Below are 19,703 nucleotides of genomic sequence, written 5' to 3' on the forward strand. Positions count from 1 at the left end.
GAGAGGATGTGCTTCCTGTCCAGTGCCCGATTTTTTCTTATTTTGCTTTTTCTGCCGTCCAGATTTTACCGTCGCGGATGACAACCTGTTTTTCTTTCATCAGATGGCCGACCGCGCGCTTAAATGCTGCTTTGCTGAGGCCGAATTCTCTCTGAATCACTTCCGGTGATGCTTTGTCATCAAATGGAAGGACACCTGCAAATTCCTCGATCACAGAAAGAACGCTCTCTGCATCGATTGCGATCTGCTCGTACGCTTTTCCGCGTGCGGACAGGGAGAGTTTTCCGTCCTCTTTGACTTCTGTAACGCGGCACTCAAGTTCCTGGCCGACATGATAGTCTGCCTGTGCTTCTCTCTTTGGAATCAGGCCGGAGTAGCGGTCATCAACAGCAACGAAAACGCCGAAGTTTCCGCTGATCTCGTAGATTCTTCCCTTTACGATATCGCCTACGACGTACGGAGAATTGGTTTTCAGGAAATGGTAAACCTTCATCGTTGCGCAGAGACGGTCGCTCTTGTCGATGTAGAGGGAAACCAGAACCTCATCACCTGGATGGAGGCGGCGGGTCTGCTGTTTAAACGGAAGAAACAGATCTTTTTCCAGACCCCAGTCCAGAAATGCTCCGATCTTTCCGGTAGCAGCTACGTTTAAGACAGCCAGCTCTCCAAGCACCAGCTTCGGCTCTCTGGTTGTCGCAATCAGACGGTCGCTGGAATCGCGGTACAGAAATACTTCCAGCTCATCTCCCTCTTTTGTTCCTTCCGGCACCTGTTTGATCGGCAGAAGAACGCGTTCCTTCTCGCCTGCTTCCCGGGTCTCCCCAAGATAAATACCGAATTCTACTTTCTTTACTACTACCAGCTTTTGCTTTCTTCCTATATTTAACATTTGACTTCCTTTCTTACTGCTCGCCGAGAGCCTTCATGCTCATCTCCTCGAGCAGGTCGCTCTTGATGTGGTACAGCTTGTCGGACAGATCCACGTAAACCTCATGCGGATTGACCAGACGTTTGGACTCCTCCCAGAGGGTATCTTTCTCTCTGGTGCAGATGTCGCGGATCTCCATGACGGATGGAGAAGTGTAGACGCATGCGCCCTTCTGGAAAATCGGAACGAGGAGCTCGCGTAAGGTGTAGGTTCCGCCTTTGATCTTCGTCTTTTTCCAGGTCTCGATCGGGTCGAAGATGATCATATCTTTGCTCTCGTCGAAGGTCTCGTCTGCGAGGCAGATCAGGTCGGCACGGATCTTTCCGGTTTCTTTATCATAAATACGATAAATCGTCTTATTGCCCGGGTTTGTTACTTTCTCGGAGTTCTCGGACAGCTTTATCTTCGGTGTGAATTCTGCGTCATCTTTATCTTTTGCTGCTGCCAGCTTGTAAACGCCGCCGAATGCCGGCCAGTCACCGGAGGTAATCAGATTTGTGCCGACACCCCAGGAATTAATCTTCGCACCCTGGGTTTTCAGGCTGTCGATCAGGTACTCATCGAGGTCACTGGATGCGGAAATGATGGCATCACCGAAACCTTCTGCCTCGAGCATCTGATATGCTTTTTTCGACAGGTAAGCCAGGTCACCGCTGTCGATGCGGATGCCGTAGCCCTTCATCGGTAAGCCCTCTGCTCTCATCTCTTTGAAGACGCGGATCGCATTCGGAACACCGGATTCGAGAACATCGTAGGTGTCTACGAGAAGAATGCATGCTTCTGGATACATTTTCGCATACGTTTTGAATGCGGTGTACTCATCCGGGAAGCTCATGATCCAGCTGTGTGCGTGGGTTCCCTTGACTGGAACGTCAAACATCTGTCCGGTCAGGACATTGGAGGTTCCGATGCAGCCGCCGATCATGGCAGCACGCGCGCCGTAGATACCAGCATCCGGTCCCTGTGCACGGCGGAGTCCAAACTCCATGATGCCGTCGCCCTTTGCCGCGTAAACAACGCGGGATGCTTTCGTCGCGATCAGGCTCTGATGGTTGATCATGTTCAGAATCGCGGTCTCTACAAGCTGTGCCTCCATGATCGGAGCGACAACTTTTAAGAGCGGTTCTCTTGGAAATACGACGGTTCCTTCCGGGATCGCATAGATATCTCCGGTGAAATGGAAGCCTCTTAAATACTCCAGGAAATCATCGTTGAAAATATGGAGGGAACGGAGATAGTCGATGTCATCCGGTGAAAAGTGAAGATCGCGGACATACTCGATTACCTGCTCAAGTCCTGCACATACGGCGTATGCGCCGCCGCATGGATTCTTTCTGTAAAATGCATCAAATACCACGATCTGATCGGACGGGTTCTCGTAGTAGCCCTGCATCATGGTAAGTTCATATAAATCGGTTAACAGTGTAAGGTTCTGCGCTCTCATGGCAAATTCCCCTTTCCTCATTGTGTTTATTACGTTCGTATCTTATTCTTTCCGATTGTACCACAATCATTGAAATTCCACAACTACGTATGGCTGTCCTTTTTCATCGTTCAGCGAGATAAAACAGCCGTTTTCCGTCTCAGCGCGCAACGGATGCAGGACATCGCCGAGGTGCGCCTGCTGTTTGTATTCGGCGCGCATCCGGCGCACGGTGAAGTTCTTCGGAAGGCATTCACCGGCAAGGGAAATGAACTGTGCGTTGTTGACGTGGTGGTTCGTATCGAGGTTGTGCGGCCGCACCGGGAACGGTTCGCCGATGAAATCTGCTTCCGGCATTTTCACTTTGCGCTCGCCGAAATCCTCGTCGATCGGATCGTCAATGCCATAGGCGTCTGTCGTCTCTTTCGGTGCGCGGACGGGATGACCCGTTTCCATATTGACGTAAGACCAGATGGAGTTGGCACAGGCGAGCATTTCGCCGTCTTCTGTTTCCATCGTGAAGTTACGCATGCCAAGAAATCCTTTGAAGCCGCTCGCCCATGTAGTGATTTTTACCGCTTCACCAAGGGATGGATAGCGGCGCACATGAATCTGCCACGCGGACAGCACCCAGGCGCAGCCTCGTTTTTTGAGCTCCGCAACGCCCTCGCCGATCGCTTCCGACTGGAAGGTACTGCAGTCCTGAAAGTAATTGATCAGCCCCGGCAGGGTGAGATTTCCGTCCTCACCGATTTCGCTGTAGCGGATTCTGCTCGTAAAGGAATACTTCATCGTTTCGTTCCTCCTGCTGTATTTGTTTTTGAGCATCGAAAAAGGCCTCAGGTACGAGACCTGAGACCTTTTAATGAGCTGGGCTACCTGGATTCGAACCAGGAACTGACGGAGTCAGAGTCCGTTGCCTTACCGTTTGGCGATAGCCATTGCCTTGCGACAAAATGTATAATACACTATCGCAAGAGAAAAGTCAACACCTTTTTTGAAATTTTTTTATTTTTTTCAAAAAACTGACTTTTGGAACATTTTGGAAGGGATTTGACGGCTCAACCCGGCCGTTGTCACTCTCCCGCCACGTATTTTTTGTCGATGTTGACGACGCATTCATACTTCTCATCCATTTCCTTCATCAGCGCCCCGATCTGCCCGATCACGCGATCACAGTCTTTCTTCTTATAAGAATACGGGATTTCAAGATCAAAAATCAGCTTCTTTTTCTCCGCCCCGTTGATCATACGGAAATCGTGGAAGGAAAGCTCCGGATCGAGAATGGAAATTACGTTTCTTACCTTCTCCTTTGTCGCAAGAACCGTCGCATCGTGGATCTCCACCGGATCCATGTGGATGACCAGCAGAATCCCCAATTTTTTGCCGACCTCATGTTCAATGCGGTCGATAATATCATGCGATACCTCGATATCGACATCTCGCGGCACCTCCGCATGGATCGATGCCATACTTCTGCCAGGCCCGTAGTTGTGGACAATCAGATCATGGGTTCCTACAATTCCTTCATAGGAAGCAACCTCTTTCATGATCCGTGCATACAGATCCGGATCCGCGCCCTGCCCGATCAGCGGTTCCAATGTATCTTTTGCAATGGAAATACCGGACCACATAACGAGTACCGCCACAACAAGTCCTGCGATTGCGTCGATATTAACCGAAAGGAAATGGCAGATCAATATAGAAGCGATCGTTGCGCTCGTCGTGATCACGTCGCCCATGGAATCCGCCGACGTTGCCAGCATCACCTTCGACTGAATGCGGTTTCCCAGTTTTCGGTTGAAAAGCGCCATCCACAGCTTTACACCAACCGAGAGCACCAGAATCAAAAACGGAACCATCTGAAATGTGATCTCTTCCGGATTGCGAATTTTCTCCAGGGAGCTCTTTAAAAACGTAAAGCCGACTTCAATAACCAGAAACGAAACGATCAGCGCTGCAATATACTCGATCCGTCCATGCCCGAACGGATGCTCTTTGTCGGCCGGTTTGTTTGCCATCTTGACACCAACAAAGCTGATGACCGAAGATGCCGCATCGGAAAGGTTATTGAACGCATCCGCCATGATCGCCAGAGAATGCATCCCAACACCGATCAGCAGCTTGGCGGCAAACAGCAATACATTGCAGCAGATTCCTACCATACTGGATAAAATACCATATCTCGTCCGCACATCCGCATTGTCAGTGTTCTCATACTCTTTTACAAAACATCTTACCAGAAAATCTGTCATGGGTTCCCCTTCTTTCCACAATACATTCAGAAACATTAGCTTAGATAAAAAGGGCCTCACGCATCGCCGCGAAGCCCTTATGTTTTTTCTGTCTTTTTCTATAGTAGGCAGTGTTGAAAAAAAAGTCAAGCCTAACATATTTTCGGAGATTCTATCGACAGAGAGAAAAAGCAACGCAGACTGCTTCTTTTCAGCAATTCTGCGCCGCTTTTTCTCTGTTTTTTCAGATTTTATCTCTTTTCAGGCAGATTTGACAATCGAATGAGAGTTTTTCTTTTTCCTGCCTGAAATAGCGTTACCGCCCACCGGTACCCAGCGAGCCGTAACGGAATAGCTACTATTTTACTTTATAAATTTTCGCCATATCCTGCACATACAGCGGATAGAACCGATAGCCCGCAAAATCGCTCCGAAGTGCAACCTCACATGCCATATCCTCGATATACAGGTTTGCCGCATCGTCACAGAGCAGTGTTTCCATTTTTTTGTAAATCTCAACCTGCTCCTCTTCATCCGTGCTGGTCTTAACCTGCTGATACAGTTTATCATACTCTTCGTTGCTGTAGTTGATAAAGTTCTTGGATGATGTTGAGGTAAACCGTTCCAGCAACGCGCGTCCGGTCAGATATGCCGCATCAACGCCGACAACCGTGGACTGGAACTTCCGGTCTGCATATACATCCGACAGCCAGCTGTCCCACTCGACCTGCTGAATTTTGGCAGTAACACCGATCGCTTTAAGCTGCTCTACCAGAACCTGGGCTGTATCGATATGCTGCTGATAATTGTTCGGCACTGTAATCGTAAGCTCAAATCCATCTGGGTATCCGGCTTCTTTTAACAGTTCTTTTGCCTTCTCAATATCCTGATTATATCGCTCTGACAGTTCCGGCACATAATATTTTCCAAATGCCGGGAACATGCTGCTTCCGATGATCGTTCCTTTTCCGTCCGCAATCATATCCAGCACTTCCTGGCGGTTTGCCGCATAGCACAGCGCCTGGCGCACCTTCACATTGTTGAGCGGTTCCACGGCATTGTTCAGATACAGCGCCTGTACCAGGTTCATACCGCCGTCATAAATCGTAAAATCGGAATCTTCGGCAAGCTGCGCTGTCTGTGTGGAACTGAGACGTGCATACATGTCCAGTGTACCGGATTTCAGGTTTGTTACGACTGCATTGCTGTCCTTGACAATTCGAAATGTTACCTTGTCCAGATACGCCTGATTTTCCGTATCCCAGTAATCGCTGAATTTTTCAAGGACAATGTTTTCCTGCGGGGACCGTGATACATAGTGGAACGGGCCTGTTCCGACCGGATCTGCTTCCAGATCTTCCACATGCTCAGGTACAATCGCTACCGTCAGATAGGCAAGAAACTCGGTGTCTGCCTCTTTTAAATAGATGTCGATCGTGCTCTCGTCCGGAATTTCAACCTTGTCCACATTGGAAAATGCCTCTACCAGAGGCGTTCCGTCTCCGTTGATACCCGCACAGCGTTCGATTGAATATTTTACATCCTCTGCAGTGACGGTCGTTCCATCGTGGAATTTGACACCATTCCGGAGCTTGAAGGTATAAACCTTTCCATCCTCCGAGATCGAATGACTCTCTGCCACCGCATCGTTCAGATTTCCTTCTTCATCGGGCTTTACAAGGCCCTCATAAATATTGAATAGGATTTCTTTCGTTCCTGCCGCAACAGATTTGTGTGGGTCAAGACTATCCTCAATGTCCTGAGGAATTCCTACCGTGATGGAACCTCCCATAACAGGTTCCCCTGTCGGGGTTGATTCCGTTGATACCTGAGAACTTGTGGTATCGGAAGAATCTGCTTTCCCATCCTTGCCATCCTGCATCCGCCAAGTACAACAGTAAGAGCTGCAACTAAAAGCAGCGCAAGTACGCTTCTTCTTTTCTTCATGATTTCTCCTTTTGATACGAGTTCTCTCATTTTGTAATTGTCACGCCTATTGTATCCGACCTGTTCCCAAATAGCAAGTACATTATTGTATACAATTTATTTTCCGAATCCGAAAATCACGTATATCCGCCCGCGTATTCCGGATTCTTTCCCTCGGGATGTACCAGAAAAGATAAAAATTTTGCCGCCCGGGAATTTTAACATTCCCGGGCGGCAAACGCTTTTGCTTTTTTTCTTTTATCCTTCAATGGAGATTGTCTTTTTCTGCTCCACAGCCGGTTTTGCTTCCTTCTTCGGTACGAAGAGTTTCAGCAGACCGTGTTTAAATTCAGCCTTGATATCCTCTTCGGTAATATCTTCACCTACATAGAAGCTTCTGCTGCATGCACCTGCGTAACGCTCTTTACGGATGTAGCGGCCGTTCTCTTTTTCTTTCTCGTCTTTGTCAAGACCTTTCTCTGCACTGATGGTCAGATAACCATTTTCCAGTGTGGCCTGAACTTCATCTTTTGTGAAGCCCGGAAGGTCAACCACTACCTCGTAGCCATTAGCCAGCTCGCGAATATCTGTTTTCATCACATGGCTGGCTTTGCGGCCATACAGTTTCTTTTCTGTATTCTTCATCTCTTTGTCATAATCATAGAACGGAAAATCGTTGAAAAAGTCATCAAATAAATTTTCTCCAAAAATACTAGGCATTAACATAAGTCATCGCTCCTTCTTATTCTTCTCATGGAACCTGATCCATGCTTTTTCTCCGGTTTTTCTTTTCACCGGATCTTTTTGTTTACCTGTTTCTTTGGAACGGAAAGGCTTCCGGATACCGGAGGTTTTCTTCTTTTCCTCTCTTTGTATCCCTCTTCCTTTGTTCTAGCTGTAATATAACACTTATTATTAGCACTGTCAAGAGACGAGTGCTAATTATTTTGTGAAAATTTTGTGAACGCTACGAGTCATGCACATTTACGCGAAAAGCCCTCGTTCAAGCTTGCTTGATAAAGAGGGCTTTTTCATGGAAATGTATAGGGCGACAGCCCGACAGCGAGGGAATTTATTCCCGAGCTGTGCACAGACACCTATATGAGTGAAACTTAGCGAAACTTAAATTACGCCCAAGATGGAATATACTTATTTGTTTGTACTTGATTTTTTAATCTGATCATCTATATCTTCTCCATCACCAAATACCGTAACCTTTATTGATCTTCCCCTTTCCGTTTGATATTTCCGGATATACTCTGTTAATTGTTTTACGTAAATTTCTTCATCTTCCACAATTGCAATCTGTATCATCCTATACCCACCTAAATCTCCTTATTCTGTTAAATAGAAAGTAGAAATTCTGTTAAGTTTTCAATAGCATCTGGTTTTTCTGATAGTTCTTTCCCCATCAGTCCCTCTCCCATAATACCAGGATCCGCACTAAGAGATACAGCGACTCGACTTGAATTCCATACAGCTTCATACATCATTTCCTGATTTTCTTTTGTTACTTTATTGAGAACGTAATAAAATGGTTTTCGAATACTTTGCGATAATTCCCCGATTTTTTTGGAAAGCTGTAGGGATTCATAGGATGGATCTATGATTATCAATATCAAATCTACACCGTTATCAATTCCACGTCCAAAGTGTTCAATACCAGCCTCCATATCCATTAGCGCAAATTGGTCTTCTGTAAGCCTGAGATTTTGGATAAATTGAGTCATAACAGTTCCCATAGCACAAGAACACCCTTCATTTGCCTGATGAATTTTTCCACTGGTCATCAGTTTTACACCGTCTTTCAGACTATAATAATCTTCCGGTATATCATCTATAGTCCAGGTTTCCTCAAAAAACTGATGAGTAAATTTTGATAACATCATATCATTTAAAACATTTTGCTTACCACCGAAATAGTCTGTAAAATCTCTGGGAAGCTTCATACCCAGCTGTCGGTGTAGACCATAATTAGATTCATCGGAATCAATTACCAAAATTTCTTTTCCTCGTCTGGCTAAAGCCTTAGCCAAAAGACTGGTTACTGTACTTTTTCCACATCCACCTTTTCCGCAAACTGCTATTTTCATCTCTATCTTTACTCCTTTTCTTTTTTCTAAATAATAGGCATTACATATGACCATACTTCAAACTGTCTTACTCCACTTCCTCCAGTTCTGTTCCTTCTGGAAGAATATATCCGCAGTTATCACATACTCCATCCTCTGCAAGTATCCCGTCTTTCACAAAGGCTTCAATGCCTCCCGGTTCATGACAGCGTGGACAATCTAATTCCTGTATCTTTTTCTGATTTCTTACATCCTGGCAATTGGCAAATTCAATTTTACCCATAGTGATTCCTCCATTTTCATTCCATATCAATTTGTCTTCGCAAAAAAGTTCCTACCATACGGGAAAAATTGCTGATATTACGAATATAGGCAAAGTCTTTTCCATAGATTCTCTTTTCCACGGAGAGCTCTTCTTCATTCCCTACAAAAATACCAATTACGAAAATTCCCTGATTTCTGGCCCGACGTACCTCATATGCAGTATCTTTCACAGCTTTTTCTCCGTCATAGATCTTGGGCTGGCGGGTTCCTGGTCGTTGTATGCTCATATCACAGGGTTTTCCATCACTTAATACGATTAAAATCTTATTTTTTTCCGGTCGCTCCATGAGAGAGGAACCGACTGTTTTCAGTGCAAGCCCATCTCTGTTATTGGCATATGCACGAAATTGAAAGATTCTTTCATTTGTTTCCCTTGGATCTTCATAATCCCGAAATCTCTGAAGTACTGTATATCCCCAGAAAGCACAGTATCCTGTCACCCGATGAGGAATTCCTGCCTGGCTTAATGCTTCACTGATAATATATCCCTGCGCCGCTACCTGAGCCTGTCTGTCAGCCTGGGAACCACTGGAATCAATCAGGACGTCTATTACAAACTCAGAATCGTCAGATCTCTTTTTTCTATTAAATAACTTGTCATCGTCTGTTCTTCCAATTTTCCATAATCTCTCAGGAACAAGCTGTCCTGCATCAGATCTGCTGACAAAATCATCCTTTCGGATTATAAAGGCCCGTTTCAGTGACTCTGCCAACACAGAAATATTTCTTTTAATGATCCAGTGATTATTTCCATAATAGGCTTTATTTTTTTCAAACTGAAGCTGAGAAAAACGGTATTGATTATTTTTAATCACAGGGCTCTGTAATATTCCATCTGTAAGATACAGGTTACAGTTTTTATGGATTCCTGTACAAAATTTCCGGTTGACTCTGGCCTGCTCCGATTCACTTAGATACGATTTTCCGTAATTCAGTTCCACATATTCCCGTATCCGTCGCACTGCCTGTGGATTTATATTCTCCGAGCTTTCCGGAACTTCTTCATTTTCCGGAGAGAAATAAAATCTTTTTTTCTTTTTGTTTCTGATATCCAGACTCATCATCTTTTTTTTGAGATTAGAAAGATATTTTTGAATGATGTCTTCCATCTGTTCATCTGTCATGCATTCCTGCCACGCGTCATTGGTCAATGCCATATCCGGTAAATTCAGAATCTTCTCCAGATTTCCATTCTTTTTTTCAAAAGAGGGATCCAGAACATGATTATAAATCTCATCTATCACGTTTATGACATCTTCCGTATTTTCCGCATCCTTCAGAGAAAGAATCTTGTACAATGCAATCTCTGCCTGTGGATCCATTCCCTCATCGTCTGTGTTCTCCAGAACATGCCTTATATACAGAAGCCTAATCCTGTGAATCAGGTCTGTTCCAGCTTTGTCTGATACCTGCTCTTTCTCGGCCTTTTCCAATTCTCTGAACGCCTGTTCTCTGATTTCCTTTGTTCCCAAACGTTCTCGAATGATAAAACGCTCCACAGCAGCATCCATGCATAATCCAGCAAGAGGCAAAAGTATATCTTCTCCAGCAGAAAAATGTAATTTTTTCATCAAATACATGCCAAGTTTCTTCTGATCAAAATATCGTGCAAAGGCACCCTGCTTCACTGCCTCATATAGAACCGTTTGTTTTGAATAAACATATTTTTCTGTGTCCGGTTCAAATTCCATATCATAATCACCACTGACTGTCCAAAAAAGATTTCTGATACGATTGCTGATCTCCAGACGATGTTCTTCCAGTTGTTTCGCCGGCCATCTGACATCCTCCATACAAGTTTACCCCCATATGTCTTTTCCGGTCCAGGAAGATGGGATTCTGGTAGAAACCACATCTTCTACGATCTCTTTTTCAAATACATCAAAACTTTTATTTATGATTCCCATCTGGATTGCATCAATTGGAGAAAGTCCGCTTTTTGTTGCTTTTACAGCAGAAACCAATCCTCTCAGGTCAAGAGATTTTGTTGAGATTTCTCCATGATAAGCTTTGATCTGCAAATCCAGAAACAGTCCTGCAAAAGCTTTCAGTGCACTTTTTTCCCCATCTGGAAAATGTTGTCTTAATACAAAAAGGACACTATCCTCATCCATTTCAGGCATATCAATTACCATAAACCTTGAAACCAATGCTTCATTTAGCTCTCTGGTACCTGCGTAGCCATAATTCATCGTGCCGATAAATCGTGTTGCCGGATGAAGTAAAATCCTGTTATATCCTGGAATATCGATTCTGCGCCGATGATCCAGTGTGGCATGCAGTACAGAAACCGCATCATTTTTTGCCATATTGATTTCGTCCAGGATTCCAAATCCTCCAAATTCCGCGCATTGGTAGATGGGGCCTTTCCGAAGGCGAACCTCATTATTTATAAAGGTATCCGTTCCAATCAGATCGGCACTGTCTGTATTTACATGAAAAGAAATGTCGTATTCCGGTCTTCCGAATATCCATGCCAGTGTCTCACATAGTACATTTTTCCCTGTAGCTTTCGCACCGGAAAGTAACAGGTTATCTCCCTGAAGAAGCGCTGCTATTGACATTTCCAGAATCTTTTTCCCATAAAACAGGATATCCGGTTTTTCTACCCGTTCCTTTACCTGATCCTCTACCTCATAACGCATGTGAAAATCTCTCAGTTCTCCAATTAGTTCCTGCGCTATCTTCTGGTCTTCTAAATATTTTTCTATTTCTGCCCAATGATTTCTCATGAAGATTTTCCTTTCTTTACAATTAGTTATGCCAAATCAGATAATATTTCTGTTTACTCAATCTTCAAACTTTCAATCCTCCAACTCACAATTCCAACTTCTTTACAATTTCTCCCAGTGCACTTCTTACAGGAGAATCTTTCGGAAGCTGTATGATCGGCTTTCCATCACAGTCATACTGATATACCTGGTCATCATGTGGCACAACCCCTAACAATTCCAGTCCCTGATTTCGAATTTCTTCCAGAGTTCCGGCATCCAGTTTTCCATCCGGAACACGATTCACGATTAATCCAGTTTTCTGTGGTTTAAAGTTTAACTCCTTCATCAGCTTTGCAATACGTCCGGCTGCCTGAACACCTCTTCTGGAACAGTCACTCACAAGAATCGCAACTTCCATCATTGGCAGGATTCCTCTGCTGATATGTTCCATACCCGCTTCGTTATCAACCACAATATATGGATAATGGCTTTGCAGTTTCTGAACCTGGGTCTGCACAAGACCATTTACAAAACAATAGCAGCCCTGTCCCTGGGTTCGTCCCATTACCATCAAATCATAATCGTCTTCTTCTGCAATCGCATCAGAAAGACGCATTTCCAGATATGCCTGTTTTGTCATACCGGAGGGAATCTGATATCGTGGGTCTATGCCTGCCCGCTCAATTTCTTCTCTCAGCTCCCCAAGTGTGACCTCCGGCTCAACACCGAGCACTTCGTTCAAATTTGCATTTGCATCTGCATCCACCGCCAGGACCGGACGTTTTCCGCTTTCACATAAATACTGGATCAACAATCCACAAAGAGTTGTTTTTCCTACGCCGCCTTTTCCTGATACTGCAATTACATGTCCCATGTTTTTCCTCCTAAAATTCTGAACAATCTGTTGACTTTTTCTTTAAACCTCATTATAGTTGTTACTATATAAATTACAATAATCAATCTGTGAGATTTGTATGGTTACTCAACACATCAGAAAAATTGTTGAGAAATTATATGATACTAACTAATACAGGAGTATATAATGTCAGAAAAAACGAGAAAACAAGATCGCCGTACCCGCTATACCAGGCAAACCATAAAAGATACGTTCTTAGAGTTGTTAAATCAGAAAAGTTTTACGAAAATTACAGTTACAGAGATCTGCAAAAATGCTGAAATCAACCGTGGCACTTTTTATCTTCATTACTACGATATCCATGATGTATTATCAGATATTTTTAATGATATGACTCAGGATATGTTAACAACGGTAGATCATTTATTCTGTCTAAATCAAAAAAGCTGTTCCTATCCGTTCTGTCAGAAAATACAGATGGAATCACAATACAGGGCACTGTTTCTGGATGATGCAATTGCCCCTATTCTTCTGGAAAAAATAGCAGAAAATACAAAAGAAGGCTATGTGACCTGGCTTATGTCACACAGCCTCCTGACCTTTGAACAGGCAGAATCGGTTTTTTATTTTCAAATGAATGGCTGCCTTTCCATCAACAGACTGATGCTCCGCAATCACTGTAATGACTGGAAACAGATTCAGACAGTAATCGACAAATTTATCAAAGCCGGGCTGGAAAGTTTTCTGATTCATGATCAGAGAGAAGAAAAGGCTTCCGATAATTTTTGCAGCAAAATTTCTCCAACTGTTACCGCATCTTCTACACTCAGATAATGATCGGCATGATCCTGAAGAAATATTTTGCCAGATGCAGGAAATTCTTCATCTGCAAACCATATCTTTAAAGTTACCGGATATCTTGGCAGAACTGGAAAAACAGCACACAGATCCGCCTTTGTTTCTGTGAATTCTGCACCTAGGTTTTTACATGCTTTCTGAATTTTCTCAGGATCTTTATCCTGCAAAAGCTTTTCCAGTTTCTGCTCTGCAGTCCGGTCAAACTTGGTTCCCCGAATCAATCCATCTTTCAGGTTACCAAAAGTAATGAGCTTCTGTGAGCCTTCTGTGCCATCGGCCATATCCAGATAATGCAGCAATGTCAGATAATGCCATTCGTCCACGTTTGAGTTAATACGAAACTCAGGGAGTTGAATTTCAATTGTTTCATAAAAACTCAGTACTTCAAGCACATTCCGGCTGCTATGAAAAACAGCCCCGCTTTTTGCAGCAATCTCCTCTCCGGAACGATTTTGCAGCCGTTTTACTGCTGCCTGCAACATTTCCTGAAATGCACGATTTTCTGTTTGATTTTTGTATTCCATAAGTTCTCCTTTGTGAACATTTATAGTATCTGTGTTGACTTTTCCTTTAATCTCCATTATAGTTGTAATTATATTATTTACAATCATCAAAGCATTAAAAAATGTACAGTTTATCAACACATTAAAAAGAACTGTTGAGAACTTAGGATGTTTTAAACAAACCAGAAATATTTTCATCCCAAAAACGTGAAAACAAGATCATTATATCATACTACAAGGAGTTTCTTATCATGAAATATTCAACGAAATTAAGTGATACTGTTCATGTGATGGTTCTGATTGCTATCAACCAGGAAAAATCCCTCTCCAGTGCCTCAATTGCAGAAAGTGTCCATACAAATCCCGGCTTTGTACGCCAGCTTATGTTAAAACTAAAAAAAGCGGAACTTATGACCAGTGTAGCCGGACATGCCCGTCCTTCTCTTTCAAAACCAGCCGATCAGATTACATTGCTGGATATTTATAAAGCAGTTGAAGGTGATAAACCATTGCTTCATTTAGATACTCATACCAATCCAGATTGTGGCGTTGGCATTAACATTCAGTTATCTTTGCAGGGATTTTATAATGAAATTCAAAAGGCTGCCGAAGAAAAAATGAATACGATTACTTTACAGGATATCATAGATACCTACTATCAGCGGATATCTATAGAAAATAACTTACAGAATATTATTTAACAGGAGAACACTTTCATGTACCTTCAGCAAATACGAAATGCTACCAAAACACTGTGGGAGAAGTAGACTATGAGAAAACAATCTGGTCAAGTTCATAGCAGGAAATCTTCTGCAACTCTCCAACTGACAGTAAGTTTACTCTATCCTTAATTGCTTAAGCTGGTTGTATATGAATAAAGAATGATGTATAGTATTTGCAAGAGGCACCTTCTTTCGTAAATGTTGCAAATGTTTGTTTCGTCACTTTCATTATACAACATCAAGAATCAAGGTGTCTTTCTTTTATGCAAAATCACGAACTTGCTCATTTATAGATAAAACGATTTTATTTTTATTTCAAAAGCCGTTTTTACTAAAAATACGTCTGCCGTTTTTGGTCATTATTACTATGCATTGATACCTGGTCAAATTTCTTCCGAAAACAGATGATTTCAGGAATCAACTTGTCGACACACTCCTTTGTAGTATGTTGTCTATCTTCCATTGAAATCTCTCTTCTTTGGTGATACAATGTGTTACAATGCTTATCAAAAGTTACATCATTTTGGGGGACATTTACACTACAAAGGAGAATTTTATTTATGTTTCAGGTTTTTGTTGATTCAGCGGCAAATCTGCCTGCTGTTACTGCGAAAAAATACGATATCCATGTCGTTTCTTTCGTCAATCTTGTGAATGGAAAAGAGCTGGTCTGCTTCGACCCGGATCTGTCACCGGAAGAGGAGCTTGCAAAAGGAAAAGAATATTACAATGCCATGCGCACCGGCTGTGAAATCAAGACCGGACTGATCAGCACCGCAAATTTTGCGGATGCGTTCCGCACCGCTCTTGAGGCAGATCAGGATGTCATCTATCTTTCCTTAAGCAAAAACATCAGCGGAACTTATAACTCCGCAAGACTTGCTGCCGAGGAGCTTCTTGAGGAATACGGCGGAAAACGTAAAATCCGCCTCGTCGATTCCCTGAATGCCTCTCTTGCACAGGGCATCCTCGCCATCTATGCCAGCGAAATGCGCGATCGGGGCATGAACGTAGACGAAGCGGCAGATCTTCTGGAAACCTACGTCGGCAAAATGAACGGCATTTTCACCGTCGGCGATCTGAAATATCTTTCCCGCACCGGAAGAATCAAGGGAAGTGTCGCTGTGGTCGGAAATATGCTGAAAATCAAACCGATTCTGCGTGGAAGTGAAGATGGCTATATTGTTTCCTACAAGAATGTCCGAGGACGCAAGGCCGTTTTAAATGAACTGATTCGTCTTTTCTGTGAAACGATCGAAGAACCGGAAAAGCAGATCGTCGGAATCGCACATGCAGATGCCTATGAGGAATCTCTTTATATGATGGAAGAAATCCAGAAAAGAGTGAAGGTGCGTGAGTTTATCAATACTTCCTACGATTTCTGCACCGGCAGCCACGTCGGACCGGATACAATCGCTTTGTTCTATCTCGGAAAAGATCGCAGTCTTCTGTAAAAGGAGCAACCAGACTAACCACTGCTGTTTCACTGTATTTTTTCCGAAATTGCTGCAAACAGCGGAAATACTGTTTCTTTTTTCCATGCATAATTCCACCTGTTTTTCCACATACTACCCATACAGTACAAATTATGGAAAGTACATTGCGGAAACAGGAGGAATTTTTCATATGAAAGCGACGGGAATTGTTCGAAGGATTGATGATCTGGGGCGTGTAGTGGTTCCCAAGGAAATCCGGCGCACGATGCGGATCCGGGAGGGACAGGCCATGGAAATTTATACCGGACGGGAAGGTGAGATTATCCTGAAGAAATACTCACCGATCGAAGAGCTGGCGGAATGCGCAGCAGGGTTTACAAAATCGATTTCAACGGTGACCGGATGTCTCGTCTGTGTTTCGGATCAGGAACAGATTGTAGCGGCAAACGGGCCGGAACAGAAAAATTATCTTGGCAAGTCCATCAGCAGCCGGCTGGAGGAAGCGATTCTGAACCGGAAAACAGTACTTGCGCGTCCCGGTGAAAAGGCTTATTTTTCAATTTTGGAAAACACAGACAATACTACTCCTCTGCCGGAGCTCATTTTTCCGATTCTCTCCTCCGGTGATGCCATCGGTTCAGTCATTCTCTGCGGCAAAGACAGGGAGTCCCTGCCGGGCGATACGGAAAAGAAGCTCCTCCAGGTAGCGGCAACGTACCTCGGACGGGAAATGGAAAACTAAACAGGGGATTTATCGAAGGCAATTTATCAAAGGCTTTTTGCATCATCCGCACCGGTTATGCAAGAGGCCTTTTCCTGTTATTCTGTAATTCGAGATATTCCAATTTTATCTTGCTATTTACACCTGCATTGTCTACAATAAAAATGACGTGCACGAAAACCTTCAGCCGATACGCCCGAAGCTTTTCTATGCCTGCTTTTATAAGCCGGGAAAAATTCCCGGAGTATCCTACATTACACAAGGAGGAATTTCCATTCATGAAATACATTGCAAAGAAATTCGGCTCTCTCCTTCTTACGCTGCTTCTTGTATCCTTTTTATCGTTCTTTGCCTTTTCCGTCATACCCGGAGATGCGGCAAAATCGCAGCTTGGCACGGAGGCGACGCCGGAGCGGATTGAGGCTCTGCAAAAGGAAATGGGACTGGATCGGCCGGTTCTGGAACGGTATGCTTCGTGGGTAACCGGCTTTTTTCATGGAGATCTCGGCACCTCGTATTCGTACTCGATGCCGGTCGGAGAACTGATCCGCGATAAAGTTCCGATTACCATCGCTATCACCGTTATCGCATTCCTGATGATCCTTGTTGTCTCGATTCCCATCGGCATTTTCACAGCACAGCACGCCGGAGGCCATCTGGACCGGCTGATCATGACAATCAATCAGGTGATCATGTCTGTGCCGGGATTTTTCATCGGTATTCTGATCACGTATCTTTTCGGTCTGATTCTCAAATGGTTTCAGCCGGGCGCCTATGTGCCGATTTCTGAAAATTTTTCCGGTTTTATCGGTTATCTTGTTGCACCGTCTGCCGCCATTGCACTTCCGCGCTGTTCCATGGCTGTCAAAATGCTGCGCAGCTCTGTGCTCTCGCAGCTCGATGCCGACTATGTGCGCACCGCCTATTCCCGCGGAAACAGTACACGCCGCGTTATGTATCACCATGTGCTGAAAAACGCCCTGATTCCGGTACTGACCTTCTGGGGCATGACAATCGCAGATATTGTGGCAAACAGCATTATTCTGGAACAGGTTTTTTCGATTCCGGGCATGGGCAATCTTCTGATCACTTCGATCTCCAACCGCGATTACCCCGTGGTTCAGGGCATCCTTGTACTGATCGCCGCCCTCATTGTTATCATCAATTTCGTGGTAGATCTGCTGTATGGCAGAATTGATCCGCGCATCCGCGTAAAAGACTGACGGGAGCTTTCGATCATCCGCTCCCTGCGACCGAAAGGTCGCAGGGAGCCGCCCACGACAAACGAAAGGGTTTTCATTATGAAAAAGAAACGCAATCTCACGCTGATCATCGGAGCTGTTCTCACCGCTTTTATGCTTCTGTTTCTTCTGATCGGCTTTTTCTACACACCGTACGACCCGGATGCAATGAACGGCGCAGCCAAGTTTGCTGCTCCATCTCTGTCGCACCCGTTCGGCTGCGATCACTTTGGACGCGATATTTTCAGCCGCGTCTTAAAAGGAACCGGTACAACCTTCTTCGTCGCTTTCGCTACTCTGCTGCTCGGCGGAACCATTGGTGTCCTCGTCGGTGCGTTCACCGGGTATTTTGGCGGATGGATTGACGAACTCCTGATGCGCATAAACGATGTCATTGTTTCCTTTCCGGGAATCCTGCTGGCGCTGGTATTTATCGCGCTGCTGGGTCCCGGCAAATACAACGTGATCCTTGCACTCGGTATCGTATTCATTCCGAGCTTTGCACGTATCACCAGAAGCGAATTTCTCGCACGCAAAGATATGGACTATGTCAAAAGTGCCCGTCTGATGGGTGTTTCCCATCTTCGGATCATATTTGTACATATCCTGCCAAATACGGTCCCGTCCCTTCTTTCGATGGCAGCAATCGGTTTCAACAACGCCGTTCTCTCCGAGGCCGGCATGAGCTTTCTCGGCATCGGTGTCCAGCCGCCCGATGCCTCGCTTGGACGGATGCTCTCAGAATCCCAGACGTATCTGATGACTGCTCCCTGGGGCTCTGTTTTCCCCGGTCTTGCTGTCATTTTACTGGCGCTTGGCGTATCGCTCCTCGGCGACGGATTACAGAAGAAAGGCGGTAACTGATATGGCACTTCTCGATGTACGTGACTTAAAAATTGCATTTTACGATACCACGCCACCGACCGAAGTGGTAAAAGGCATCTCCTTTTCCTTAGAAGAAGGTGAGACGCTTGGCATTGTCGGGGAATCCGGTTCCGGCAAAACCCAGACGGCGCTCTCCATTCTGCACCTTTTAAAGGAAAATTCCGCCGTATCCGGCGGAGAAATTCTCTACGAAGATTCTTCCGTTGCGCACGCTTCCAGCCAGGATCTGCAGCGCATCCGCGGAAAAGAAATCAGCATGATTTTTCAGGAACCGATGACCTCTTTAAATCCGGTTCTGACCATCGAAGAACAGATTGCAGAGGGACTGCTGATCCATGAGAGCTGCACACCGGCAGAACGTCATGAAAAGGTTCTTGCCATAATGCATGAGGTCGAGCTTCCCGACCCGGAAAAGCTTTGCAAAAAATACCCTCACCAGCTCTCCGGCGGTCAGCGCCAGAGGGTGATGATCGCTGCGGCGCTTATTACAGAACCGAAGCTTCTGATTGCAGACGAGCCGACAACAGCTCTTGATGTGACGATTCAGTCGCAGATCTTAAAGCTGCTGAAAAAAATCAATGAACGCCATCACACGGCGATTCTTTTTATCTCACACGACCTCGGCGTCATCCGTTCGCTCTGTGACCGGGTCATCGTCATGAATCATGGGACGATTGTGGAATCCGGCAGTGTAGACGATGTCTTTTTCCACCCGAAGGAAGACTACACCCGCCGCCTGCTCGATGCAATTCCGAACCGACGAACATCGCTGCGAAAGCGAATCAAAATCGCTCCAACAGCTCAATGGCCGACAGGCTCTGACAAAAAAGCTGCTCCGCCGGCGGAAAAGGAGGAATAAC

Annotated in this window: 19 protein-coding genes and 1 tRNA gene; 6 read left to right on the forward strand and 14 right to left on the reverse strand. The window is 44.7% G+C overall.

The genetic code is table 11. From position 1 onward, the window contains the following. Window positions 1-37: 37 nt before the first annotated feature. The 14 genes from DXA55_RS04030 to DXA55_RS04105 form a co-directional block, all read right to left on the reverse strand. Entirely contained in the window at window positions 38-889 is an 852-nt protein-coding gene (locus DXA55_RS04030) for a CvfB family protein (RefSeq protein WP_022462037.1), read from the reverse strand. Between the two features lie 13 nt (window positions 890-902). Beyond that, window positions 903-2,372: a nicotinate phosphoribosyltransferase gene (locus DXA55_RS04035; RefSeq protein WP_055218976.1), complete on the reverse strand. Its 1,470-nt coding sequence runs from the start codon at window positions 2,370-2,372 to the stop codon at window positions 903-905. 66 nt (window positions 2,373-2,438) lie between these two features. Further along, complete coding sequence (locus DXA55_RS04040) at window positions 2,439-3,143, reverse strand: acyl-[acyl-carrier-protein] thioesterase (RefSeq protein ID WP_055267769.1); 705 nt, start codon at window positions 3,141-3,143, stop codon at window positions 2,439-2,441. Window positions 3,144-3,224: 81 nt separating this feature from the next. Further along, window positions 3,225-3,293, reverse strand: a tRNA-Gln gene (locus tag DXA55_RS04045). A 134-nt stretch (window positions 3,294-3,427) separates the two neighbouring features. Then, entirely contained in the window at window positions 3,428-4,606 is a 1,179-nt protein-coding gene (locus DXA55_RS04050) for a cation diffusion facilitator family transporter (protein ID WP_117510056.1), read from the reverse strand. Window positions 4,607-4,943: 337 nt separating this feature from the next. Then, a complete protein-coding gene (locus tag DXA55_RS04060) occupies window positions 4,944-6,467 on the reverse strand; it encodes an ABC transporter substrate-binding protein (RefSeq protein ID WP_330415105.1) in 1,524 nt (507 codons plus the stop codon). Between the two features lie 302 nt (window positions 6,468-6,769). Beyond that, on the reverse strand, window positions 6,770-7,237 hold the full coding sequence (locus DXA55_RS04065; RefSeq protein WP_117804449.1) for an Hsp20/alpha crystallin family protein: 468 nt from the start codon (window positions 7,235-7,237) through the stop codon (window positions 6,770-6,772). A gap of 423 nt (window positions 7,238-7,660) precedes the next feature. Beyond that, window positions 7,661-7,825 (reverse strand): hypothetical protein, encoded by a 165-nt coding sequence (locus DXA55_RS04070; RefSeq protein ID WP_238061730.1) that lies wholly within the window; start codon window positions 7,823-7,825, stop codon window positions 7,661-7,663. Between the two features lie 29 nt (window positions 7,826-7,854). Next, window positions 7,855-8,604, reverse strand: a complete 750-nt coding sequence (locus DXA55_RS04075; RefSeq protein WP_117804560.1) for an ATP-binding protein — start codon at window positions 8,602-8,604, stop codon at window positions 7,855-7,857. Between the two features lie 67 nt (window positions 8,605-8,671). Then, window positions 8,672-8,866 carry a hypothetical protein gene (locus DXA55_RS04080; protein ID WP_015542178.1) on the reverse strand — a complete coding sequence of 65 codons (195 nt, stop codon included), beginning with the start codon at window positions 8,864-8,866 and terminating at the stop codon, window positions 8,672-8,674. 16 nt (window positions 8,867-8,882) lie between these two features. After that, the gene (locus DXA55_RS17520; RefSeq protein ID WP_242991164.1) at window positions 8,883-10,031 is read right to left on the reverse strand and encodes a cobaltochelatase CobT-related protein; all 1,149 of its coding nucleotides are present in this window, start codon (window positions 10,029-10,031) and stop codon (window positions 8,883-8,885) included. A gap of 675 nt (window positions 10,032-10,706) precedes the next feature. Beyond that, window positions 10,707-11,639, reverse strand: coding sequence for an AAA family ATPase (locus DXA55_RS04090; RefSeq protein WP_117804451.1), 933 nt, complete (start codon window positions 11,637-11,639; stop codon window positions 10,707-10,709). An 85-nt stretch (window positions 11,640-11,724) separates the two neighbouring features. Then, window positions 11,725-12,495: an ATP-binding protein gene (locus tag DXA55_RS04095; protein ID WP_117804452.1), complete on the reverse strand. Its 771-nt coding sequence runs from the start codon at window positions 12,493-12,495 to the stop codon at window positions 11,725-11,727. A gap of 737 nt (window positions 12,496-13,232) precedes the next feature. Beyond that, on the reverse strand, window positions 13,233-13,859 hold the full coding sequence (locus DXA55_RS04105; RefSeq protein WP_055226247.1) for a DUF3786 domain-containing protein: 627 nt from the start codon (window positions 13,857-13,859) through the stop codon (window positions 13,233-13,235). A gap of 230 nt (window positions 13,860-14,089) precedes the next feature. On the opposite strand from DXA55_RS04105, the gene DXA55_RS04110 reads away from it, so the two are divergent. The 6 genes from DXA55_RS04110 (at window position 14,090) to DXA55_RS04140 (ending at window position 19,702) form a co-directional block, all read left to right on the forward strand. Then, entirely contained in the window at window positions 14,090-14,539 is a 450-nt protein-coding gene (locus DXA55_RS04110; RefSeq protein WP_055221751.1) for an Rrf2 family transcriptional regulator, read from the forward strand. 581 nt (window positions 14,540-15,120) lie between these two features. Beyond that, the gene (locus DXA55_RS04115; RefSeq protein ID WP_117813081.1) at window positions 15,121-16,014 is read left to right on the forward strand and encodes a DegV family protein; all 894 of its coding nucleotides are present in this window, start codon (window positions 15,121-15,123) and stop codon (window positions 16,012-16,014) included. A gap of 172 nt (window positions 16,015-16,186) precedes the next feature. After that, window positions 16,187-16,738, forward strand: a complete 552-nt coding sequence (locus DXA55_RS04120; protein ID WP_055221761.1) for a stage V sporulation T C-terminal domain-containing protein — start codon at window positions 16,187-16,189, stop codon at window positions 16,736-16,738. Between the two features lie 257 nt (window positions 16,739-16,995). After that, on the forward strand, window positions 16,996-17,940 hold the full coding sequence (locus DXA55_RS04130) for an ABC transporter permease (RefSeq protein WP_117813083.1): 945 nt from the start codon (window positions 16,996-16,998) through the stop codon (window positions 17,938-17,940). A 78-nt stretch (window positions 17,941-18,018) separates the two neighbouring features. Then, on the forward strand, window positions 18,019-18,822 hold the full coding sequence (locus DXA55_RS04135) for an ABC transporter permease (RefSeq protein WP_117813084.1): 804 nt from the start codon (window positions 18,019-18,021) through the stop codon (window positions 18,820-18,822). Between the two features lies 1 nt (window position 18,823). Beyond that, on the forward strand, window positions 18,824-19,702 hold the full coding sequence (locus tag DXA55_RS04140) for an ATP-binding cassette domain-containing protein (protein ID WP_022462691.1): 879 nt from the start codon (window positions 18,824-18,826) through the stop codon (window positions 19,700-19,702). Window position 19,703 lies beyond the last annotated feature (1 nt).

The sequence above is a fragment of the Blautia sp. OF03-13 genome (assembly GCF_003460685.1).
Taxonomy (GTDB): domain Bacteria; phylum Bacillota; class Clostridia; order Lachnospirales; family Lachnospiraceae; genus Fusicatenibacter; species Fusicatenibacter saccharivorans.